Source organism: Lyngbya sp. CCAP 1446/10 (genome assembly GCF_026130175.1).
In the GTDB taxonomy this organism is placed as follows: Bacteria; Cyanobacteriota; Cyanobacteriia; order Cyanobacteriales; family Microcoleaceae; genus Microcoleus.
On the sequence record NZ_JAIGNI010000007.1, the window covers coordinates 1 to 19302 of the forward strand.

29 protein-coding genes, 4 tRNA genes and 1 pseudogene are annotated in these 19302 nt (G+C 43.2%); 25 read left to right on the top strand and 9 right to left on the bottom strand.

The annotated features are described in order from the left end of the window. Window positions 1-132: 132 nt before the first annotated feature. From K4039_RS04985 to K4039_RS05000, 4 genes are all read left to right on the top strand, one after another. Window positions 133-206 (top strand) — tRNA-OTHER (locus K4039_RS04985). Window positions 207-260: 54 nt separating this feature from the next. Further along, a tRNA-Ala gene (locus K4039_RS04990) sits at window positions 261-333 on the top strand. 102 nt (window positions 334-435) lie between these two features. Next, a complete protein-coding gene (locus tag K4039_RS04995; protein WP_265234031.1) occupies window positions 436-1269 on the top strand; it encodes an HNH endonuclease in 834 nt (277 codons plus the stop codon). Window positions 1270-1369: 100 nt separating this feature from the next. Next, window positions 1370-1454, top strand: a tRNA-OTHER gene (locus K4039_RS05000). A 531-nt stretch (window positions 1455-1985) separates the two neighbouring features. On the opposite strand, the gene K4039_RS05005 is transcribed toward K4039_RS05000, so the two are convergent. Together K4039_RS05005 and K4039_RS05010 are read right to left on the bottom strand one after the other, a co-directional pair. Continuing rightward, on the bottom strand, window positions 1986-2216 hold the full coding sequence (locus tag K4039_RS05005; protein WP_265234032.1) for a hypothetical protein: 231 nt from the start codon (window positions 2214-2216) through the stop codon (window positions 1986-1988). Window positions 2217-2293: 77 nt separating this feature from the next. Next, window positions 2294-2458 carry a ribbon-helix-helix domain-containing protein gene (locus tag K4039_RS05010; protein ID WP_265234033.1) on the bottom strand — a complete coding sequence of 55 codons (165 nt, stop codon included), beginning with the start codon at window positions 2456-2458 and terminating at the stop codon, window positions 2294-2296. A gap of 167 nt (window positions 2459-2625) precedes the next feature. On the opposite strand from K4039_RS05010, the gene K4039_RS05015 reads away from it, so the two are divergent. The 6 genes and pseudogenes from K4039_RS05015 to K4039_RS05040 all read left to right on the top strand — a co-directional run. Further along, window positions 2626-2883, top strand: coding sequence for a dihydrofolate reductase family protein (locus tag K4039_RS05015; protein WP_265234034.1), 258 nt, complete (start codon window positions 2626-2628; stop codon window positions 2881-2883). 23 nt (window positions 2884-2906) lie between these two features. Further along, a complete protein-coding gene (locus tag K4039_RS05020; RefSeq protein ID WP_265234035.1) occupies window positions 2907-3206 on the top strand; it encodes a dihydrofolate reductase family protein in 300 nt (99 codons plus the stop codon). Between the two features lie 15 nt (window positions 3207-3221). After that, a complete protein-coding gene (locus K4039_RS05025) occupies window positions 3222-3791 on the top strand; it encodes a 3'-5' exonuclease (RefSeq protein ID WP_265234036.1) in 570 nt (189 codons plus the stop codon). A gap of 371 nt (window positions 3792-4162) precedes the next feature. After that, window positions 4163-4435, top strand: coding sequence for a BrnT family toxin (locus K4039_RS05030; RefSeq protein ID WP_265234037.1), 273 nt, complete (start codon window positions 4163-4165; stop codon window positions 4433-4435). Continuing rightward, window positions 4422-4661, top strand: coding sequence for a hypothetical protein (locus tag K4039_RS05035; protein ID WP_265234038.1), 240 nt, complete (start codon window positions 4422-4424; stop codon window positions 4659-4661). Before K4039_RS05030 ends, K4039_RS05035 begins: the two co-directional genes overlap by 14 nt. Continuing rightward, window positions 4662-4763, top strand: a pseudogene (locus K4039_RS05040) (hypothetical protein); the annotation flags it as partial. 210 nt (window positions 4764-4973) lie between these two features. Here the strand turns inward: K4039_RS05040 and K4039_RS05045 are convergent. Both K4039_RS05045 and K4039_RS05050 read right to left on the bottom strand, forming a co-directional pair. Next, a complete protein-coding gene (locus K4039_RS05045) occupies window positions 4974-5792 on the bottom strand; it encodes a hypothetical protein (protein WP_265234039.1) in 819 nt (272 codons plus the stop codon). A gap of 280 nt (window positions 5793-6072) precedes the next feature. Beyond that, window positions 6073-6396 (bottom strand): XisI protein, encoded by a 324-nt coding sequence (locus K4039_RS05050; RefSeq protein WP_265234040.1) that lies wholly within the window; start codon window positions 6394-6396, stop codon window positions 6073-6075. A gap of 42 nt (window positions 6397-6438) precedes the next feature. Here K4039_RS05050 and K4039_RS05055 point away from each other — a divergent pair, with 42 nt between their 5' ends. From K4039_RS05055 to K4039_RS05095, 9 genes are all read left to right on the top strand, one after another. After that, on the top strand, window positions 6439-6585 hold the full coding sequence (locus K4039_RS05055) for a hypothetical protein (protein WP_265234041.1): 147 nt from the start codon (window positions 6439-6441) through the stop codon (window positions 6583-6585). Continuing rightward, window positions 6576-6649 (top strand) — tRNA-Lys (locus K4039_RS05060). Before K4039_RS05055 ends, K4039_RS05060 begins: the two co-directional genes overlap by 10 nt. A 109-nt stretch (window positions 6650-6758) precedes the next feature. Beyond that, complete coding sequence (locus K4039_RS05065; RefSeq protein ID WP_265234042.1) at window positions 6759-7292, top strand: phycobiliprotein lyase; 534 nt, start codon at window positions 6759-6761, stop codon at window positions 7290-7292. 107 nt (window positions 7293-7399) lie between these two features. Continuing rightward, on the top strand, window positions 7400-7537 hold the full coding sequence (locus tag K4039_RS05070; protein WP_265234043.1) for a hypothetical protein: 138 nt from the start codon (window positions 7400-7402) through the stop codon (window positions 7535-7537). Window positions 7538-7570: 33 nt separating this feature from the next. Beyond that, the gene (locus K4039_RS05075) at window positions 7571-8170 is read left to right on the top strand and encodes a chromophore lyase CpcT/CpeT (protein WP_265234044.1); all 600 of its coding nucleotides are present in this window, start codon (window positions 7571-7573) and stop codon (window positions 8168-8170) included. A 203-nt stretch (window positions 8171-8373) separates the two neighbouring features. After that, entirely contained in the window at window positions 8374-9249 is an 876-nt protein-coding gene (locus K4039_RS05080; protein ID WP_265234045.1) for a phycobilisome linker polypeptide, read from the top strand. A 112-nt stretch (window positions 9250-9361) separates the two neighbouring features. After that, window positions 9362-10129 carry a phycobilisome rod-core linker polypeptide gene (locus K4039_RS05085; protein ID WP_265234046.1) on the top strand — a complete coding sequence of 256 codons (768 nt, stop codon included), beginning with the start codon at window positions 9362-9364 and terminating at the stop codon, window positions 10127-10129. Window positions 10130-10403: 274 nt separating this feature from the next. Then, window positions 10404-10712, top strand: a complete 309-nt coding sequence (locus K4039_RS05090) for a CpeR family transcriptional regulator (protein ID WP_265234047.1) — start codon at window positions 10404-10406, stop codon at window positions 10710-10712. A 108-nt stretch (window positions 10713-10820) separates the two neighbouring features. Further along, the gene (locus tag K4039_RS05095) at window positions 10821-11486 is read left to right on the top strand and encodes a HEAT repeat domain-containing protein (RefSeq protein WP_265234048.1); all 666 of its coding nucleotides are present in this window, start codon (window positions 10821-10823) and stop codon (window positions 11484-11486) included. A 130-nt stretch (window positions 11487-11616) separates the two neighbouring features. Here the strand turns inward: K4039_RS05095 and K4039_RS05100 are convergent, their stop codons facing one another. Next, window positions 11617-12195: a phycobilisome protein gene (locus K4039_RS05100; protein WP_265234049.1), complete on the bottom strand. Its 579-nt coding sequence runs from the start codon at window positions 12193-12195 to the stop codon at window positions 11617-11619. Between the two features lie 256 nt (window positions 12196-12451). Here K4039_RS05100 and K4039_RS05105 point away from each other — a divergent pair, with 256 nt between their 5' ends. Together K4039_RS05105 and K4039_RS05110 are read left to right on the top strand one after the other, a co-directional pair. Continuing rightward, on the top strand, window positions 12452-13186 hold the full coding sequence (locus K4039_RS05105) for a 15,16-dihydrobiliverdin:ferredoxin oxidoreductase (protein ID WP_265234050.1): 735 nt from the start codon (window positions 12452-12454) through the stop codon (window positions 13184-13186). Between the two features lie 7 nt (window positions 13187-13193). Further along, window positions 13194-13925, top strand: a complete 732-nt coding sequence (locus K4039_RS05110; protein WP_265234051.1) for a phycoerythrobilin:ferredoxin oxidoreductase — start codon at window positions 13194-13196, stop codon at window positions 13923-13925. Between the two features lie 237 nt (window positions 13926-14162). Here K4039_RS05110 and K4039_RS05115 read toward each other — a convergent pair whose 3' ends face one another. After that, window positions 14163-14984, bottom strand: a complete 822-nt coding sequence (locus tag K4039_RS05115; RefSeq protein WP_265234052.1) for a pentapeptide repeat-containing protein — start codon at window positions 14982-14984, stop codon at window positions 14163-14165. Between the two features lie 182 nt (window positions 14985-15166). Here K4039_RS05115 and K4039_RS05120 point away from each other — a divergent pair, with 182 nt between their 5' ends. The 4 genes from K4039_RS05120 to K4039_RS05135 all read left to right on the top strand — a co-directional run bounded on the left by K4039_RS05120 (window position 15167) and on the right by K4039_RS05135 (window position 17520). Beyond that, the gene (locus tag K4039_RS05120) at window positions 15167-15775 is read left to right on the top strand and encodes a phycobiliprotein lyase (protein WP_265234053.1); all 609 of its coding nucleotides are present in this window, start codon (window positions 15167-15169) and stop codon (window positions 15773-15775) included. Window positions 15776-15865: 90 nt separating this feature from the next. Continuing rightward, window positions 15866-16144, top strand: coding sequence for a hypothetical protein (locus tag K4039_RS05125; RefSeq protein WP_265234054.1), 279 nt, complete (start codon window positions 15866-15868; stop codon window positions 16142-16144). Between the two features lie 9 nt (window positions 16145-16153). After that, the gene (locus tag K4039_RS05130; protein ID WP_265234055.1) at window positions 16154-17035 is read left to right on the top strand and encodes a HEAT repeat domain-containing protein; all 882 of its coding nucleotides are present in this window, start codon (window positions 16154-16156) and stop codon (window positions 17033-17035) included. A gap of 8 nt (window positions 17036-17043) precedes the next feature. Beyond that, entirely contained in the window at window positions 17044-17520 is a 477-nt protein-coding gene (locus tag K4039_RS05135) for a DUF2656 domain-containing protein (RefSeq protein WP_265234056.1), read from the top strand. Between the two features lie 63 nt (window positions 17521-17583). Here K4039_RS05135 and K4039_RS05140 read toward each other — a convergent pair whose 3' ends face one another. From K4039_RS05140 to K4039_RS05150, 3 genes are all read right to left on the bottom strand, one after another. Further along, window positions 17584-18111, bottom strand: coding sequence for a hypothetical protein (locus K4039_RS05140; protein WP_265234057.1), 528 nt, complete (start codon window positions 18109-18111; stop codon window positions 17584-17586). A 3-nt stretch (window positions 18112-18114) separates the two neighbouring features. After that, on the bottom strand, window positions 18115-18387 hold the full coding sequence (locus tag K4039_RS05145; protein ID WP_265234058.1) for a hypothetical protein: 273 nt from the start codon (window positions 18385-18387) through the stop codon (window positions 18115-18117). Between the two features lie 273 nt (window positions 18388-18660). Next, entirely contained in the window at window positions 18661-19272 is a 612-nt protein-coding gene (locus tag K4039_RS05150) for a HEAT repeat domain-containing protein (RefSeq protein ID WP_265234059.1), read from the bottom strand. Window positions 19273-19302 lie beyond the last annotated feature (30 nt).

A 19302-nucleotide genomic window follows, 5' to 3' on the forward strand; every position in this document is an offset into this window, starting at 1 on the left:
GGCGGGCCAACTTATTGACCAACAAGTATAACTCATACTAAATCTAGATATTTTCACCTGCCTATTACCATGACTGAAGTAATTTTTCAAGTACATTTTATACCAAATTAGATGCTCTTACCCTGCTCTCTGGGGTTCGTAGCTTAATTGGTAAAGCATCTAACTGGCTAGAAAGATATCGGTTCAAATCCGATCGCAATCCACCACACCAATTTTAGATTTTAGATTTTAGATTTACTCGACAGGTGAATCTTTTACGCGGGGTCATAGCTCAATTGGTAGAGCGCTTGCTTTGCACGCAAGAGGTTAGGAGTTCAATTCTCCTTGATTCCACTGCGATGTCTGAAGTCGAAGCGATCGAGACGTTGGTTATTTCAACTAGCGACGTACTCATTATCGCGCTATATTATTTAGTAAAAACTGAAAACACTACTAATGCCGAAAAAATCTAAGTACACCAAGGAGCTTTTAGAGCCAATCGTCAGGGAAAGCATTACCCTTACTGAGGTGCTTAAAAAATTGGGTTTGGGAAAAACAGGAGGGAATCGCAGGAATATTAGTTCGCGCCTTAAAAACTTAGGAATTTCAACTCAACATTTTGTTGGGGCTTCTTGGGCTAAGGGAGAAACTGCTAGTAGTAATCCTGCCATTTGGCATAATAGAAATAAGAATACATATCCTGATGAGGAGGTATTTGTAGAGTGTTCAACTTATAATGGTGGCCCCAAGTTGACTAAAAGATTAATTCAAAAAGGTTGGAATTATAAATGTAATGAATGCGGGATTGACCAGTGGAGAGATAAGCCCTTAGCTTTGCACTTAGATCACATCAATGGAGTTCACGATGACAATCGATTAGAAAATCTCAGATTTTTATGTCCAAATTGCCATCAACAAACAGAAAATTGGGGTAACAAAAATCAAAGACTAAAGCAGGCAATCGACCACCAACTATTAGAGACACATATTTCTTCAGAAAAGGGGAGGATAAATGATTGTGCCAATGGGAAAAAAGAAATAAAAGTAAAAAGGAAGAAATGTGGCTCTCCAAGAATTAACTCCAGAAAAGTTGAGCGTCCTTCTAAAGAGGATTTGCAAAAGCTAGTCTGGGAAAAACCAACTACTCATATAGCTATAGATTTTGGTGTGAGTGACAAAGCAGTGGAGAAATGGTGTAAAGCTTATGACATTGAGAAACCTACTAGGGGTTACTGGGCCAAACAGAGTCGCAATCATACAGGTATGCAATGCCAAAACGAAAGCAGCTAATTTGCCATTACCGAAATTGTAGTTCGACTCCTATCGATATCCAATGAGAGTTAAGTAAACTGGTAGATTAACTTTAGACTCAATCATAGCATGATTAATAAGGAAGATGCCGCTAAATGGTTGGCAACCAGTCTTGAAAACTGGGGTACAGGTAACTGTAAGGGTTCGATTCCTTCATCTTCCTTTTAACCCACCGGAAGTCGAAAAGCGAGACACCGTGCTGATAACGCGGCGATAGGAGGGGCAGTACCTCCTCGGTGGATTGCTTATGATTTTATATATAAATAAGGGAGAATCATGGTCAATTTTTTACGACATTTGCTATCATATACTGAGCAAAATTGTGGGGAGGTCGCCTAAGTGGAATGGCACCGTAAAAATTTTGGAAAAGCGGCTCTCAAAAAGACGATCGCGTTTGTTGAGTAGGGTAAAAAGTTGCTTCGCGACGTTCCCTGAAAACGCAAACTGGCAGCGGGTTGCAGATGCACTGAAAGGAATTAAAAGTCCGAGATGGGGGCAGTTCCCGTCTGCTTGCGGGCAGTAAGGAAGCGCGTTTCCTGAAAGCTGCTGGCGATCGATGCGGGTTCGAGTCCCGTCCTCTCCATTCGTGATTCAAAAGCGACGAGTTTCAACCCGTACTCTGACAGTTAAAGCATAGATACTCGGCAGTTAACCGACTCAAATCAATGCTTTACGCCCTTGCACGGGTTTGAACCTCAGTTGCTGTTAAGGCTGACATCCCGATCGCAACTGCCGATCGGCCGCAGTCTGGTCATCAACTGCTTCAGCAAGAAGCCATTGCTGTTCCAAGCTGTATAAGGAGTAGCCCCTTGTCCCTTCAGGCACAAGGTTTGTCGGGCTTTGTTGTGGCAAATAGTTGCCAGCAGGCTAACGACAGCCACTAAGCCGAGTTCATCGACAAGGGCTTCGAGTTGATCTTGAGTCATAAGTACACCTCCAGGGTTGACTATTCCTGAAATATACCATATAGTACCTTTAAAGGGTACTTAAAGTATACTAACAGTTACTTAAACTCTGGTTCATCCACGAGGTTGTATTCCTTGACGGCCGCCATGACTAGCAGAGTGGACATAGGAACTCCTGTCTGCTGGGAGATTTTTCTCAGTTTTTCGTGCAAACTCTTGGGAACTGTGACTTTAATCACAGCAGTCTCTTCTTTGTCGGCCATTTTCAGCAGTCATATTTAGTTGACATCAGCTTATCTTCTTTCGGAGTACTGATCGCCCTTTCCGACGATCGACTGTAGGGATGCGGGCGATCGCGCACTTGAAAAGCGCTACTGCTAGGATGGTTTCAGCCTTGGTGATTCCCAAAACTTCTTAAAAAACGTTAAATATGAGAAAACTAATATATTACGTTGCTTGCACCGTTGACGGTTTTATTGCTCGCGAAGATGGCTCATTTGATTGTTTTCCGATGTCAGGAGAACATTTTGCCGATTTGTTCGATCGCTTTCCCGAAACTATTCCGGCGCACCTTCACGAAGCACTAGGCATTCGCGCGGGAAACAAGCAGTTTGATGCTGTTTTGATGGGACGCAAAACCTATGAAGTCGGGCTAAATGTGGGTTTACTAATCCTTATCCCAGCTTGAAACAGTATGTCTTTTCGCGCAGTATGCCAGCCAGCCCAGATCGGAATGTTGAACTCGTTTCCGACAATCCAGTTGGATTGGTTCAGGAATTGAAGCAGGAAACGGGTAAAGATATCTGGCTGTGCGGTGGCGGTGAGTTAGCGGCAACTCTTTTTTCTGAGATTGACGAGATGATTGTCAAGTTGAATCCGGTAGTCATGGGGGCGGGAATTCCGATGTTTGCGAGGGCGATCGCACCGACGAATCTGGAACTAGGCGATCGCCAAATTTACAGCAACGGTTTCATGCTGCTGCATTATCGAGTTAAACACGGCGACGATTAAAACTTAGGTTAAATTATGATTAATTTAAAACAGTTCAACTATTATCTCGTGCTCGATCTTGAAGCAACCTGCTGCGACAAAGGATCGATCGCCCGAAATGACATGGAAATTATCGAAATTGGAGCAGTGATGATAAAATCCACAACACTAACCATCGTTGATGAATTTCAAAGCTTCGTCAAACCCATACGCCATCCCATTCTTACCGAATTTTGCACGTCATTAACATCGATCGCCCAAACGCAAGTCGAGATCGCCCCAACTTACCCAGAAGCAAGCGCTATGCTGAAAAACTGGCTGTCTGGCTACTCAAACGGTGTATTTGGTTCCTGGGGCGACTTCGATCGCAAACAATTTAAAAAGGATAGCAACTTTCATCAACTCCCTTTTCCCATTGCTTATCCTCACGTCAATCTCAAAAAAGTGTTTTCAGAAACCCAAGGTTTGCCAAAACGGTACGGCATGGAAAAAGCCTTAGAACTTGCGGGTTTACCTCTAGAAGGAACTCATCACCGAGGGATTGATGATGCTAGAAATATCGCTAAATTGTTGCCTTATATTTTAGGTGATAAAATGCTGGGCTGAGTTGTCATATTTATTCAATTACATAATTTTTTGATTGATAAGTCAACCGCAGATACAAAGCGGATAAACACCGATTAACGCAGATAATTGCCAGACAAGAAAGTGAATGAATACAAAGTTTTTTGTATTCATCTGCGTTCATCTGCGTTCATCTGCGGTTAAAAATAAAAAACTTGGAAACTGCTGCTGTGTGGACGGCGACTGGTTTGGAAAACCAGAGTGCAGCGATAAGCTGTAGAGGTTCGACTCCTCCATTTTCCGTTTGAGCAGTTGTAAGATGGTGAGTGTGGCGATCGCTAGTCAATAGAAATAACGTTCGTGCCTGCACAACACAGTTGCGTTCAATAAACGCATGATGCTACAATAAGTAGATGAATTGTGAGTGGGATGAACATAAAGCAGCGGCAAATCGGTCAAAGCACGGAGTCTCATTTGAAGAGGCAAAAACTGTTTTTGACGATCGGCTATATGTCGATTTCTACGATCCCGACCATTCTGATGAGGAAGATCGATATATTATTATTGGAGCATCGCGCCGAGGTCGTTTATTAATAGTGTCGTATACGGAAAGGGGCGATGCAATTCGTTTAATTAGCGCCAGAGAAGTAACAAGAGGGGAGCGAGAAGTTTATGAAGAAGGTTGAAACAGATATGGAAGATGAGCTGCGATCGGAATACGATTTGAAGAGCTTGCGAGTGAGAAAGTTAGGCCCTGGACGGAAGAGTTTTGGCGGGCTGAACGTTCATCTGGAACCTGATGTTGCAGAAATGTTTCCTGACTCTGAAGCAGTGAATGAAGCTCTAAGATTTTTGATGAGAGTTATGAAAGACAATAAGTATTCTGTCGGTAATATTAGAGGCGATGGCTAGAAGTTACTGAGGGCGATCGCGATCGAACAAGGTATGCGTTTTGCCATTCGCGAGGGCGATCGTACCGTCGGTGCGGGTGTCGTCTCCCAAATTATCAAGTAGGCGGTTTGGGAATCAATTAGAATCAGTAGAGTGGGCAGTGCCAACCTTACAAATTGCTTGAAATGGATTGTGGTTTAACACACATCCCTGTTTTCCGTGATTACAGTCATAAGAGTTACTGCGGAAGCAAGGGTTTAAATTCCTTGTTGTAGGGGATAGTGGAATGCCAGCAGGTCAAGGATTTGTGGAGCAGAAATAATTGGATTTCTTCTATCTCCGGCAGGAGAGTTCCTCTGTTCTCTTCTGATAGGTAAATCGAACATTTGAGACGAAAGTACCGATATGAAAGTAAGAATAAGCGACACCTATACCTTGATCGCCAACTACTTCTAGGGTGAATTCCCCGGAATGACCTGAACTACCGGGCTCGAACGTAACATTGTTTGGACCTTGGGTAGGTGCCACAAATTTTACGCTGCCTACTCGCTGGATGATGGGCTGACAGTTTTTGATTGAATCCACAACTCCGCCATAATTCCAAAATTCTTTGTAAGCCCATTGCTGTCGAACCTCAGCAGGTGCTGCTACACCAGGAAAACCGTTGTTGTTAACCAATATAAATGTTAAAGCTATCGCAGACGGAATTAAAATTCTGAACAATGAAACGATTAGATTGCTTGTGGATTTACTCCGCTTAAATTTTCCAGCAACATAAATTCCTAAAATAGATAGCCAAAAAGAAAGTAAAACCCCCAATGGCCAATCCAACTTGTGTGGCAGAGTCGGCATTGATGAGTAGAAATAGGTAACTAAGTAGCCGCTCAGCAAACCGATGATGCAACCGAAAACCAGAAACAACGGCTCACTTTCCATTTCTTGTTGTGAAAGTTTTCTATCCACCATAGCAATGGTGTAAAGACCCAGAAGATATAGTGCCAGAGCTGTCATTATCCACAAGTAAAACCACTCACCAAGTGTCGCTTGACGATAGTTCATATAATTGCCTATAGATGTGAGGAATATAATGTCGATTGCTGCTATTAAAAGCAACTCTAATCTATCTAATAGTGCAACTCTATTGTTTCTCATAAGGCGATTGTTCCCAAAAGTATATAGTTCCTCGAAATACGACTGTATCTTGATGTTTTACAGAAGTCAATCCTGTTTTAATTGACCACAACTTAGAGGATTACGCTATTTTGGTATTGGGCAATTTAGCCACTGACGGCTGGCTCGATCTGGTGCTGATACGATTTGTGATGTTTGAAGAAGTTAAATTGCCAGTCGATCGCACTTAAATTCAATATTGATTCATCTCGCTCGCCCCCGATCGCGAAATCGCGGCCGATTCCCTACGGGATAGCTTCGCTTAACGCACTTTTTGCAGTTCCGGTAACTTGAAAGCCAAAACAATATCTGCTTCGGGAATTCCCGCCGCCATCAACTCGTAAGCAACTCCATCTTCCGTACCGTCGTGTTCGATCCAAAGTTTATTGTCGATAATTTCAATGTGGATCAGATTTCCATAGATGCGATAACCGTTTTGCCAGCCTGTTTCGACTAACAAATAGCGATCGTGCTTTTCGTCTAATACTAATTTGACCTCCGCTAGGTCGTCATTACCGAGAAAATCGATATATTCTTGGAGAAGTTTTTCAACGATGCTGCGATATTGAAGGTTCACTGAATCCATTGCACGATCGCCTCCTCTGCTGGCTCGAAGGTAACTAAACGAATGATACCATCAGTAGCTTCAGGGTTCTTGGCTCTTGTCGATCGCCCTTACAGAAAACTCGCGATCGGGCGATCGGCACAAAAATTTACAAAAATAGTTGATTTTTCAGAACAGTTGTGTTATAGTAGCCTAGATGCGGGAGTATAGCTCAGTTGGTTAGAGCAGGTGACTCTTAATCTCAAGGTCGAAGGTTCAAGTCCTTCTACTCCCATCTTTAAACAACATAGTACAATACCAATACCCGCAAGCTGTGGTGATATTGTCAATCTTAAAATTATTGACAATAATATCTGTGTCAATCAGCTTGTACAATAATCTCCATGAACATCCAGCAATTTGTTGACAATTCCCTCGGACAATGGCGATCGCAGCGCAGCGCCCATCACTTGACTTTCCGACACTTTGAAGCGATCGAGTCAGTCATTGATATCGTTGCAGTCTCACCCGATGATGCTGCCGTAATCGACCTCTGCAAATCCTACAACATTGACCCAGCCCAAGCAGTAAACCCCTTTCAAATGACCTGGGAGGGACACACAGATTGGGACGAAAACGCCGAAATGAAAGGCAGTTGTATCCTCGTACCAATCCCAGATCCGACAGTCCCCAATCGCGGTAAATTACTGCGAGACCAAGGATATGCCGAAACCATTCCCGCCGCCGCCGACTATCACATCACAGACGATGACACCTTTGTCCTCCTGACAAGCTACGATAACGCCGCAGCCGAAGAAAAAATTTGGTTCGCCAATCCCAACCTGCGCTTTCGTGTTTCCCTGATCAAAACAAGTCAAGGAAGTGGAGTAGTAACCGCATCATTTTCCTCAGAAATTCGATCGCTCTCCGCGAAATAACACCACTTCTCAAAAATCATGCAACAGTATTTGTAGGGTGCGTCGTCACAAACAATCCCTAATGTTCATCAACAATATCGGGGCGACGCACCTTACGTAAAGAGTCAATGAAACAAGCCGAACAATTGTTGGGTAGCCAGAGTTTTGATAAATGGTATAGCGGTTCTCAATCAAGTAAGGTACTCGCCGCAAATTACCAATTACCTTTTTACCAATCGCCAATTACCAATCAGTACATCCCTTGATAATTGCTATATAACCAAGTTTAAAAAAAGCTTATGAATTCATTTAAAACCAACGATTTAATCACTCTCGCTCAGTGGATGGCAGGGGATTTCAGCAACTACAAACAATCCTTTGAAAAGCCCCAACAATTTGCCCATATACATATATTTTTCCGACCTTTACCCTTTGAATTTTTCAATGCCATTGGATTTTACTCTGAGCAGGTTTATGACCACGATATGTGGACTCCCTACCGTCAAGGAGTACACAAATTAATTGACCAGGGATCACAAATTTATATAGAAAATTATAGTCTCAACGATCCAGTGCAGTACGCCGGCGCAGCAAGGGAATTAAGCATTCTCAAGACAATTACACCCGATTGTATTAAGCGGCGCTACAATTGCTCTATGGTTTTCAAACGAGAAGGAGAAATGTTTCGTGGTAGTGTAGAGCCAGGAAACCAGTGTCTCATCGAAAAAAAAGGTTGTTCAACCTACCTGATCAGTGACGTAGAAATTACCGAAACAACCTGGAGCAGTCTCGATCGCGGTATGGATGTAAATACTCATCAACAGATTTGGGGATCAGATAACGGCTCTTTATGGTTTGAAAAGCGTCAAAGTTTTGCTACAGAACTACCACAGATCTAATTATTCGTAGGAATAATTTACAGGCGATCGCAGCACATCCTACAGCCACACCTATCGCCAACAAATACTCCGGCACAAAAAAAGAACTACCTGTAGTACGTGAAGCAGCCACATCCTAGGTTATGTTAAATTATGTAAATTTTTCTAATCTAACATCTAATTATGGTAAATTTTCACATAACACAATAGTGGAGATTTTTTAAATGGTTTTTGGACCTGCATCTCGACTTGGAGTCAGTTTATTTGAAGAAACACCCTGTTTAGAACTGATGCCAGGACGTTCAGAAGAAGAAGTAGAAACCATTATTCGTGCCGTATATCGGCAAGTTTTGGGTAATGCTTACGTCATGGAAAGCGAACGGGCGACAATTCCTGAATCGCAATTCAAACGCGGTGAATTGAGTGTACGCGAATTTGTCCGCGCTCTTGCAAAATCAGATGTTTACCGTTCTCGCTTTTTCGATACTTGTCCTCGCTATCGGTTTCTTGAACTCAATTTCAAACATCTTCTCGGTCGCACTCCCGATGGCCTAGAAGAAATGAGAACCCATAGCACAATTTTAGATACCGAAGGCTACGAGGCAGACATTGATTCTTACCTCGACAGCGATGAATACCAAAACGCCTACGGCGAAAATATCGTTCCCTACTACCGAGGCTACAAAACCCAACCAGGACAAAACATGGTTGGGTTTACTCATATGTTTGCTCTCTTGCGTGGTGCTTCCAGCAGCGATTTCAAAGGAAGTCTGTCTGGAAAATCCCCAGTTCTGAACAAATACGTGATTCAGCAAACTCCTGTAGCAGTCATTCCTCCTTCCGGCGGTTCAGTTGGGGATGGTTGGTCATTTCCCGATAGACAGCGGGCTGCTAAAAGTGTTTACAACGTGGGCTCCGGTGACGAGGGTAAGGTGTTCCGTATCGAAGTCACTGGCTATCGCACTTCTGCCAAGAATCGGGTTCAAAAAATTCGGCAGAGCAACCAAGTTTATGTAGTGCCGTTTTCCAGACTTTCCCAAGAATATCAACGCATCCACAAACAAGGCGGCGTAATTGCCAGCATCACTGCTGTCAACTAGAAACCGCTTAAACTTGTAGCTTCACGACTTGGGGAATTATCTCCCTGAGCGTGTTTGCAAGCAATCCTTAATTTCCAGTTTTGAAGCGTTATTTAGCATTAGGAGAAATTCAATGAGTGTGGTTTTAGATGCACCAGTAGAACTTTGGTCTACTAGCAATGCCAATGATACACAGGCTGTAATTCGGGCAGTTTACAAACAAGTTTTGGGTAATCCCCATGTGATGGAAAGTGAACGCCTGACAGTGCCAGAATCGCAGTTGTGCGATGGTGCGATGACTGTACGGGAATTTGTCCGCGCTGTGGCAAAATCTGACTTTTATCGCAGTCGGTATTTTGAATCCTGCGCTCCCTACCGCTTTGTCGAACTCAACTTTAAACATTTGTTAGGTCGCGCTCCCTTAGACCAAGCAGAACTTTCCGAGCACATTCGCACCTGTATCGAAAAAGGCTACGAGGCAGAAATTGATTCCTACCTCGACAGTCAAGAATATCAGGACAAATTTGGAGAAAACGTCGTCCCTTACTATCAAGGGGCAAACAGTCAAGTCGGACAAAAGCAAGTTGGCTATAATCGCACTCTTTCCTTGTATCAAGGTTATGCAGGAGTTGACAGTGCTTTTACCGCTTCTCGCTTAGTTGACTTCGTAGCCGGTAATAGTGGTAACAAAATTACTTTACCAACCACAGGCGGTCGCATTAGTGCTTCCAAAGATGCCACCGAAAAAATGTTCAAAATTGTAGTCAAAGGAGCTAAATTTGATAGCCCTCGCCGACTAAGTAACACTGAATATCTTGTCTCTGGTGGGAAGATGACTCCGCAAATTCAGCGCATCCATCGCGCTGGCGGAAAAATTGTCAGCATCACCGAAGTTGCTTAAGCCATAGAGTGATGAGGTGAGCCTGATGTCAGGGATAACCAGAAAGTTTCTTGGGTTCCCCTTCATGAGCCGAGCTAGATTCTTATATCGTTTTTTTTGATTTAGGTTTCGTATCTTATACTTTATCTAGAGCGAGTTTTTATTATTCGCTCTTTTTTTGTTGAAAAAAGCCAAAAACTTGATTTATAAAAGAAGGTCTTAGTTATCTAGGGGAGAATAAAAAAATATTTGGTCGGAGCGCGTCCAGGAATGTTTGTAAAATCTAAATTCTAAAATGGTATTACCCCCTATAGCCGATAAAAAAATGCAGGCTTGGATACGAAGTCGTCACCTAATTTTTTTAGGCCAATTTGTGATTTTTGAAACTTTAGACTACCCAGCCGTTGAGAGATTTGAGCAATGTATCACCAGTCTAGGAGGATGCTTAATTTCTGTGGAACCGCTCAAACGAGTGTGGATGGGAAATCATCGACAAGTGATGCTCTATCAAGCGAAAGGAAGTTTGCATACACCTCATCATGAACTGCGACAATATTGGTTCAAATATGGTACTTTTCAGACTCGATTTGATGAGAGAGTTTAAAGAAACGAGGTTCACGGTTAAAAAAAGATTTCGTTAAGATAATTTTGGTAAGTTGCACAAAGTGAACTCTGTTGTTTAAAGTAAGGAAAGTCCTGCTCTGTTGCGGTTATGGATATTCACGAAATCGAAGCGTCTTTAGAAAATTCTGATTTTCAATATCGACTCAAGGCGATCGCAGCTCTGAAAGATTATACACCAGAGATTGCGGTTCCATTGCTAAAAGCTCGACTCAACGACCCAGAATTTTTAGTCCGCACCTTTGTCAGCAGGGGATTTGGACAACAACAAAGCGCCGAATCTTTCGCCGCCTTGCTCCAAATCATGAAACTTGATAACACTCCCAATGTGCGAGCCGAAGCAGCAAATTCCCTGTCGCTGTTCGGTAGATGCGCTGCATCTCATTTAGTGCTGACTTTTATTCAGGATGACCACTGGCTGGTGCGTCGCAGCATTCTGGGCGCTCTGGTGGATATGGAGTGCTACAACGAACTTTTTGAGGTATGTATCGAAGCCTTGGCTGGTGAAGATATGACCACCCAGGAAGCGGCGGTGGATGCACTGGGTGCGTTGGCCGGAAGCAGTCAGGAACCAGCGGCACTTGCTCGGTTATTGGCGCTGGCTGGTTCTGAGTATGAAGGGATTCGTCAGCACACTGCATCTGCTTTGAAGCATTTTGATGTTCCAGGGGCGAAGGAAGTCTTGAGTCAACTGCGCCAAGATTCCCATCATCGAGTGGTTGGTGCGGCTTTAGAAAACTTGCTTGAGAACAGTTAAGAATATTGTATGGAGTTCTAGAGGCAGAAACCGGGGTTTTTTCGGGAAATATGGTCTGGAGTGCGAGTAATATCGGTGAAAAACCCGGTTTCTTGAATGCCTGTGCGTAATTCCTGCGATTGTTAACGGCTCAAGCTTGACTAAACTGTTTTAAGCCTGCGATTAAATTATCAAAAGAAAGACCAGATAAATCCTGTTCCTCAGAACTAAATTGCTGTAAACTAACTGTTTTTAACTCTTCTAATCCACAGAGCATCGCCGCCAAAGGAACTCGCAATTCTTGATAAAGTAGTTCCATGTTTTCTAGTCCTGCTTGACTGGTAAATTCTGGATTTTTACCTGCTATGCTATAGGAGACGCAGCGCAAGAAGTGCCAAAAATCTCGCCAACAGGCTTCGGCGCGTGCAGGAGGATAGAGGTCATTGCCTGGTTCGGCGATATTAGGAAACTCGGCTAACACCTTTTCCCTGGCCTTCGATACAAGATTAGGTGCTTGTTCTCGCAGCAATCTTGCTTGTTCTAACATTAAAGAGGTATCGGGAACCAGATTTTTGATGTTTTCTAAATCTTCATCGGTGAGATATCGATTTTCGTCGTCAGCCTGTTGAAAAATGGCAATTACTTCATCTGAATAGAGGTTTTTCCAAGTGGCAAAGCTGACGATTCTGGCTTTGGGAATTAATTGTTTGGCTCTTTCACTTAATTGCATAGTTATTAGAATTGTACGGAGGTAGTTGGACACAATCCAAGTTATAGACGAGAATTATGAGAATTTTTATTAAGTTTTGTTACATTTGAGCCTGTCAAAGATGAGAGTGTGGTACAAAGTCTTCATTAGATAAGTCCGATCGCAGCTTTGGTTTCATAACGAAATATTACTTTGTTAGCCAAAAAAGAGACGGCGTTTAAGGCGATCGCTTATTATCCTGTTTCAGGGAGAGATTGAAGGAGCTAAATTATAATCTATGTTTAAGCCATTTCAGCAATTTCTAGAAAAAGAACTGTTTGATAACTTTGCACTAGAGAGCCGTCCCATTCCCTCTGGATTGGAATCTGTGGTGAGTGAAAGAGGTAAAAATCCCGCCACGATTCAAAGTTGGTGCTATGAATGCCCCCAATTGCGAAAAATACGCTACACCTACATCGATGCTGGGGAAACGGCTCAAATTTTCAACAGTGTGATTTATCCAAGCCACAATTACGATGTACCTTTGCTAGGAATTGATTTTTTAGCGTTTGGACAAAAGAAAATTTTGGTGGTGATAGATTTTCAGCCGTTATTTCGCGATCGCCCTTACATAGACAAGTATATCGAACCATTGACCGAAATTCGAGGTAAATACAGCTCGTTGGTGCAAGACTTAGAAATGAAGTTTTATGATGCCAACCAGTATTTTTCCAAAAATTTACTCTTTGCCAAAACTGATGCCGAAACAGTGGTCAACCAATTGTTTCCTGCCTATCAAGAATACGTCCAGTTGTATTGGAAAATGCTAGAGCAAGCTACTCCCCTTACCACTCCCGAAGAAATTCAGCGGATTGTGAAAGCACAAAAAGATTACGATCAGTATAGTGCAGAAAGAGACCCCGCATCCGGGCTATTTGGCAGCTATTTTGGTCATGAATGGTCAGAGCGCTTTTTGTACGAGTTTTTGTTTGAAGATGCTGTTCCCTTAGCGATTCCCGCCGGGAAAAAATAAATTTAAGATGACTCTCTATCAGCCTTTTTTAGATTACGCAATTCCACTACTAAGGGAGCGACTTCACCTAGCTCCCTATCCGATTCCGGCAGGTTTTGAAAGAAAAGAATGTATCACGGGAAAAGGGAAAAAAGAGCAGTTGGTTGTTACTACCAGTTATGCTTTTCAATCCCCAAAACTGCGGCAAATTCGGGCGGCTCACGTTGAGGGCGGTGATGCTCTCCAGGTACTGAATTTTGTGATTTTCCCCCAAATTAATTATGATTTGCCTTTTTTTGGGGCGGATTTGGTGACTTTGCCAGGGGGACATTTGATTGCTTTGGATATGCAGCCGCTTTTCCATGATGCTGCTTATCAGAAGCAATACTCTGAGCCGATTTTACCGATTTTTAACAAGTATCAAAAAGATTTGCCGTGGGGGGGAGATTTTCCTGAAGAGGCAAAACCTTTCTTTTCTCCGGCTTTTCTGTGGACTCGTCCCAAGGAAACTGAGGCTGTGCAGACTCTGGTGTTTGATGCTTTTAAGGATTATTTACAAGCTTATCTCGATTTGGTCGATCGCGCGCAACCAGTCACCGACAGTCAAAGATTGGCCGAGATTCTTCAAGCTCAACGGAATTATATCAACTATCGTGCTGCCAAAGATCCTGCTAGGGGGATGTTTCTGCGGTTCTATGGTGAGGAGTGGACTGAGGAGTACATTCACGGTTTTCTGTTCGATTTGGAACGGCATTTATAAAAGAAGGAAGAAGGAAGAAGGAAGAAGGAAGAAGGAAGAGGGGTGCATCGCTGTGAGATTGTCGATGTTGATTTAAGGATTTTCTACGACGACGCCCCCTAAAGCTAAGATTGGTTTGTAGTGAGGAATTTAGTCCGCAAAAATGAGAGGAATTTAGTCCTCACTACAAACCTTTTGATTACGGGAAATTGACCAGAGAATAGATAAATCCTGTTTAGATTAGCTGAATTAATATCCTTAACAACCAAGACTTTGAGCTGTATTATTCCGAGTAAAAGAATTCCAAGTACCTAACTCCTTGGAATCGCGACTGCAAAGCATCGCTCTCGCTTCCGCAGTCAATCCTTGTACTAAGCTAAAATCAGCACCAGCAATACTTTTTAATTGTTCTAAATTCGCCCCTGTCAAATCAGCAGCCCGTAAATCTGCTCCCTGCAATTCAACTCCAATTAACATGGCATTCCGTAAATAAGCACCGGTCAAAAAAGCATTTTGAAGATTAGCCCCGCTTAAAGCCGCTCCCTCTAAATTGGCTCCAGTTAAATCTGCTCCACTGAGATAAGCACCGCGCAAATTGCAGTAACTCAAATCCGCTCCTCGGAGATTGGCTGTATTCAGAAAAGCCCCACTCAGACTAGCTTTCGGGCCAATAGCTTCAGATTTTTGGTAATTAAATCCTGCTGGCCACATAGTCTTGCTATCATATAATGCTAATTTAAATTTAGCTGCTTCTAAGTTGGCATCGGCTAGATTGCAACCTTGTAAATCTGCTCTAAAAAAATAACTTTCTTGTAAGTTTGCGCCACTCAAATTGGCATCTCTGAGACTAGCCCGCCGTAAATCAACTCCCTGGAGATTTGCACCTTGGAAATTCGTTTTGCTGAGGTTCGCGCCGATTAAGTTGGTTCCACTCAAGTCAATCCCGGATAAATCCATCTGGCTGAGGTTGATTCCCTGGAGGTTGGTTTGAGCTAGACTTTTACTTTGCTCAAGAGCTTGTAAGACTTCTGTTAGGGTAAGCGGTTCTGAGAGGAAAAATGAGTGTTGATTAAGTGCCATTATATTTTTTGAAGATTTATTGATGGAATTGCTCAAAGTTGTCCGGTATAATTTATCCTAGAATTTGACTGTTGTGCGATCGCCAGAAAGTTAATTTTCTTAACCAAAATCCGATCCGATTTCCCTCCCATCCCCCCAGACAAGGGGACTTGCTTGATTCCTCTCGCTAAGCTGACACAGAAATGCTGCTAACACCACCGATGACTATGATGGATTTCTTTCGCAAGAGTGAGGGCGTTTGGTTCACTCAGCGAACAGTCCATAATTTTGATACTGCTGCTGCTGATGAGTCGGGAGAATCCAATGTCATGATTGATGTCTTGTCAATTGATGATCCCAGAGTTTTAGAGGTTTGTCAACAGCAAAATGTAGATCCTGCTTTGGTTAGTGGGGGATGCAGTTTCATGTGGCAAGATAATTTGGATGATGCCATCCCTAACCAAAATTATGCTGCAATTCTGATCGATGTGCCGAATCCTAATAACCCGAAGATGGGTAAGTTTCTGCGAAATCGAGGCTACGTTGAAGGCATTCCGGTGATTGGTATCTACAATTTTGCTGATGATGGGGTATTGACTATTGAGACGGAATATGAGACAAATCAAGGACAGGAACGCTGTTGGTTTATTAACGATCATTTTCGAGTGCGGGTGATGACTGTTCAAATGAGCAATGGGGTTAAACAAATGGCATACTGTTCTGAGCGTCGTTGTATTTCTCCGTCTGTTTTAGAAGAGTTGTTGGAACACAATCGCTTGAGAGTTTCTGGGGCGGCTGCGGTGTCATGTTAAAGTACACAAAGAAAAACCCGGCGATTGAAATCGCGGCTACAAAAACAAAGTCCGGATGGTGCGCGGACTAATTATCAAACTATCAAAACTATGTCTGAAAACGAAGAATTGACAACATCTGAGCATGATAAATCTGCCGCAGATTTAAGTGAAGATTCAACACAGGTAGATGCTGAAGAATTGGTGGAAGTTATTGCCGAATTTGAGCGGTATCGGGAACGTTTGGTGAATGAGACGATGGTGGCGGCACAAAAGGCTAAGCTGCCACAGAAAGCAGCTATGGCTAAAATTGAGCCGGAACTTGCTAAAATTGAGGCTGGACTAGAAAGTCTCCGCACTCAATTGGCGGCTATAACTACCAATAATTAGGTGACAATCATGGTCAATTCTAATGCTCAATCTCAGGATGCTTCAATTGTGTTAGCTCATGCAGAAACAGATGGTTTGCTTCAACAAGTTACTGAACAAATAGATTTAGATACTTTTGATGTTAATGATGCTGAGCTTTTGATGCGTCTGGTTGAATCTTTGGGAGATACGCGGGGGATGACTCGACTGCGTTGTGCGGAAACTCTGGCAGAAATTGGTGAAGCGGCGACTCCTTTTTTGTTGGAGGCTTTGGCGAATCATGCTAATCCGGTTGTGCGACGTGCGGCTGCTAAAACTCTGACTTTGATTGGCGATCCGACGGCGGTTCCTAATTTAATTCATGCTTTGTTGAACGATCGGGATACGGTGGTTAAGGGTTCGTCAATTGGGGCGCTGGCGAGGATTGGGGAACCTTCTGTGCAGGCTTTGTTGGATATTTTAGCATCTACTGATTTGCCTGAGAGTACGATCGGTCATGCGGCTTGGGCGTTGGCTTTTATTGGGGCGGGTGCGAAGGAGTATTTGTATCAGGCGATCGCCTCTGATTCGCCTGTGGTGCGTGGGGCTGTGGTTGGGGCGATCGCCAAAGTCGCCCAGGAAGAGCCCAAAGCGGAGTTATTTGAGATTTTGGTTAAGTCTCTGACGGATGTTGATGTTGACGTGCGTTGCGAGGCTGCTGCTGCTTTAGGAAATCTGGCATATAAGCCTGGAATCCCCAATCTGATTGAGTTATTGCATCATGGCGATGGCGAAAGTCGCAGGGCGGCGGCTTTGTCTTTGATGAAAGTGGGCGATCGAAGTGCGATCGAGCCGCTACAAGCTGCATTAGCAAAGGAATCGGAAGTGGCGATTCAAGGTGTGATTAAGTTGGCCATTTCTCAAATTAAGTAATTAAAAATATGACGGAATCTGGAACCGGGCGGATGTTGCTTTCTCATAATTTTGATATGCCAGAGGGTATTTTTAGACCCTTAAGTCGCGAAGATTTGACTCTGGTATTTGCTGAGGGTTTAAGTCAATATCCTCAGATCAAATGTCGTCAATTAAATCATCCGCATTGGATGGTAGAAGTTTTATTTTCTACTAATGAGTTTTCTCCTCCTCAAGTTGGGGGATTTTGCGCTGAAGCTTTGGTGGATCAGCGGATGAGTCAAGGAAAAGTTGATGATTTTTTTCCTGATATTTTGATTTTAGCGGGTTTGAAGAAGACTCCGCCCTTGAGTAGCGATGCTGAAGCATTGCAACCGGGAGAATGGGGGGTTGATGTGGTGGAAACTCCGTCGGCGGAGAGTTTTTTGCTGGCGATGGGCTGGGAGGATAAAACGGCGGGGAAAAGTATTGAGGATGTTTTTAAGGTTGAAAGGAGAAAAGGGTAAAAGCTGAAAGTTCGTGCTAGAGCCAAAAATGACCACCCTAAAATCTCGATCGCACAAACCAAGCTAAACAGCCAGAGCCTTAATACTTTCTTGGATATCAGGAGCGATTTTTTGCCAACTCATAGCAATGTTAATATTCATATTGGTTTGAGCGATGTCTAACAACGCATCATCAATGGAGTACGTCTGAACTTCGCGCAACCAAATTAAAATTTCTGCTAAATGCCAAATAGAATCCGTACCTTCATAAACAGGAATCGGAGATTTTGAGTCGCTTTTTATGAGGAGATTTCTGATGTTCTGTTGAGTGTAACCCAGAATTTTAGCTGCATCCGTCAAACCAACAAAATCTGGTGATGCTTCAATTAGAGTGGCGGCTGGAACAACTCTTTTAACATCATTAATTGCACTAGAAATAGCTTGATAAGCCGATGATGCCTCACGGATAAAATTTAGTGCAACATATCCTTTATTTCCAACTCCAATCAAGGCATCATCACAGCCACCTGCATATAGTCTCTCAATAAAATCTTCAGGATCGGCTTGGGAATCTTCCAGATTAAACTTCAAAGTAAAGTCATACTCGTTCATTTTTTATTCCTTCTCTGGGGAAGGCTCATTCACATTTTTATGCTTTGTGCAGTTATCCACTACTCGACGAATTTGTTTCCCATGATTCCCTGAGTTTTTTGGGGTACTCCAAATACTAGATATACAAAAAATCCCACTTCTACACTCTTTATCGTTGTAGGGGCAGTAGATTTTTCCCCAAGCATGAGAACCACCAACATCAACACGCCATCCATTTTCTTCAGCGTACCTCAACGCCTCCTCAACTTCGGGCTTTGGGTGAGTTTTTCTGACCATCACAAGTTTTGCTTACATACAAATTAGCTTTTAAATAGTTAAGATATTAGGGATATTAATTGATTGCTTCGACGTTAAACAAAGATAGCACAATTCTCACTAATTGTCATTTTCCGGTTTTGGCGATCGCCCTTTCCTCCTTGATACTCAACAACGCAGCCAATCTGTCATGCTTACCTCAGCGCGCCAATCGCCAACACATGGCGATCGCACAAACAAACCAAGCCGTCACAGCCAAAGCCTTAATACTTCATCACCCCAATAAAAACCTAACTATTCTGCACGCTTATAATTCATCACCAAATCCAACCGAGATAAAGAACTTGTCGCCGATTCCCGCACGTAGGAATCAACTGCTTCATCATTGGCAAATCTGGTGAGAATTTCTACACAACGTCGATCGCCCACAGAAGCAAGCGCATTGACAATCGCCACCTGTACCGCCACATTATCCGTTGTTGTCAGCGATTCTACCAAAATTTCAAATGCAGAGGAACCCATCTGCCCCAAGGCCATCACTGCTGCAATATGCACCACAGGATTAGCGTCATCGATCGCCTTTTTCAATCCCTGCAAACCCACTTCCGGGAAAGGCAACTCTGGATAATTAATCGCAATTTGCGCCAATACCTTCGCCGCACTCCCTCGCACAGTCACATTCTCACTGTTTAACATGGCGTCAACCACGGGTGGTATGGCATCCTCACCGATCGCACCCAAAGCCTTCACAGCCGCCCGACGATAGACGACATCTTCGTCATCTAAAATGCCCACCAGTCGAGAGATGGTATTTTCATCGCGGGAATCGGCAATTTCATACATTGCCCGATCGCGCATATGAGGATTCGGGTGTTTTAGTTGTTCAAACAAAGCATCTGTTGTCATAATTTTTAAAGAATGAAGAATGAAGAATGA

Bases quoted from the DNA above. Each gene is read 5' to 3' on its own strand.
- K4039_RS04995 (WP_265234031.1), top strand. From the start codon at position 436: ATGCCGAAAAAATCTAAGTACACCAAGGAGCTTTTAGAGCCAATCGTC.
- K4039_RS05005 (WP_265234032.1), bottom strand. From the start codon at position 2,216: ATGACTCAAGATCAACTCGAAGCCCTTGTCGATGAACTCGGCTTAGTG.
- K4039_RS05010 (WP_265234033.1), bottom strand. From the start codon at position 2,458: ATGGCCGACAAAGAAGAGACTGCTGTGATTAAAGTCACAGTTCCCAAG.
- K4039_RS05015 (WP_265234034.1), top strand. From the start codon at position 2,626: ATGAGAAAACTAATATATTACGTTGCTTGCACCGTTGACGGTTTTATT.
- K4039_RS05020 (WP_265234035.1), top strand. From the start codon at position 2,907: ATGCCAGCCAGCCCAGATCGGAATGTTGAACTCGTTTCCGACAATCCA.
- K4039_RS05025 (WP_265234036.1), top strand. From the start codon at position 3,222: ATGATTAATTTAAAACAGTTCAACTATTATCTCGTGCTCGATCTTGAA.
- K4039_RS05030 (WP_265234037.1), top strand. From the start codon at position 4,163: ATGAATTGTGAGTGGGATGAACATAAAGCAGCGGCAAATCGGTCAAAG.
- K4039_RS05035 (WP_265234038.1), top strand. From the start codon at position 4,422: ATGAAGAAGGTTGAAACAGATATGGAAGATGAGCTGCGATCGGAATAC.
- K4039_RS05045 (WP_265234039.1), bottom strand. From the start codon at position 5,792: ATGAGAAACAATAGAGTTGCACTATTAGATAGATTAGAGTTGCTTTTA.
- K4039_RS05050 (WP_265234040.1), bottom strand. From the start codon at position 6,396: ATGGATTCAGTGAACCTTCAATATCGCAGCATCGTTGAAAAACTTCTC.
- K4039_RS05055 (WP_265234041.1), top strand. From the start codon at position 6,439: ATGATACCATCAGTAGCTTCAGGGTTCTTGGCTCTTGTCGATCGCCCT.
- K4039_RS05065 (WP_265234042.1), top strand. From the start codon at position 6,759: ATGAACATCCAGCAATTTGTTGACAATTCCCTCGGACAATGGCGATCG.
- K4039_RS05070 (WP_265234043.1), top strand. From the start codon at position 7,400: ATGAAACAAGCCGAACAATTGTTGGGTAGCCAGAGTTTTGATAAATGG.
- K4039_RS05075 (WP_265234044.1), top strand. From the start codon at position 7,571: ATGAATTCATTTAAAACCAACGATTTAATCACTCTCGCTCAGTGGATG.
- K4039_RS05080 (WP_265234045.1), top strand. From the start codon at position 8,374: ATGGTTTTTGGACCTGCATCTCGACTTGGAGTCAGTTTATTTGAAGAA.
- K4039_RS05085 (WP_265234046.1), top strand. From the start codon at position 9,362: ATGAGTGTGGTTTTAGATGCACCAGTAGAACTTTGGTCTACTAGCAAT.
- K4039_RS05090 (WP_265234047.1), top strand. From the start codon at position 10,404: ATGGTATTACCCCCTATAGCCGATAAAAAAATGCAGGCTTGGATACGA.
- K4039_RS05095 (WP_265234048.1), top strand. From the start codon at position 10,821: ATGGATATTCACGAAATCGAAGCGTCTTTAGAAAATTCTGATTTTCAA.
- K4039_RS05100 (WP_265234049.1), bottom strand. From the start codon at position 12,195: ATGCAATTAAGTGAAAGAGCCAAACAATTAATTCCCAAAGCCAGAATC.
- K4039_RS05105 (WP_265234050.1), top strand. From the start codon at position 12,452: ATGTTTAAGCCATTTCAGCAATTTCTAGAAAAAGAACTGTTTGATAAC.
- K4039_RS05110 (WP_265234051.1), top strand. From the start codon at position 13,194: ATGACTCTCTATCAGCCTTTTTTAGATTACGCAATTCCACTACTAAGG.
- K4039_RS05115 (WP_265234052.1), bottom strand. From the start codon at position 14,984: ATGGCACTTAATCAACACTCATTTTTCCTCTCAGAACCGCTTACCCTA.
- K4039_RS05120 (WP_265234053.1), top strand. From the start codon at position 15,167: ATGCTGCTAACACCACCGATGACTATGATGGATTTCTTTCGCAAGAGT.
- K4039_RS05125 (WP_265234054.1), top strand. From the start codon at position 15,866: ATGTCTGAAAACGAAGAATTGACAACATCTGAGCATGATAAATCTGCC.
- K4039_RS05130 (WP_265234055.1), top strand. From the start codon at position 16,154: ATGGTCAATTCTAATGCTCAATCTCAGGATGCTTCAATTGTGTTAGCT.
- K4039_RS05135 (WP_265234056.1), top strand. From the start codon at position 17,044: ATGACGGAATCTGGAACCGGGCGGATGTTGCTTTCTCATAATTTTGAT.
- K4039_RS05140 (WP_265234057.1), bottom strand. From the start codon at position 18,111: ATGAACGAGTATGACTTTACTTTGAAGTTTAATCTGGAAGATTCCCAA.
- K4039_RS05145 (WP_265234058.1), bottom strand. From the start codon at position 18,387: ATGGTCAGAAAAACTCACCCAAAGCCCGAAGTTGAGGAGGCGTTGAGG.
- K4039_RS05150 (WP_265234059.1), bottom strand. From the start codon at position 19,272: ATGACAACAGATGCTTTGTTTGAACAACTAAAACACCCGAATCCTCAT.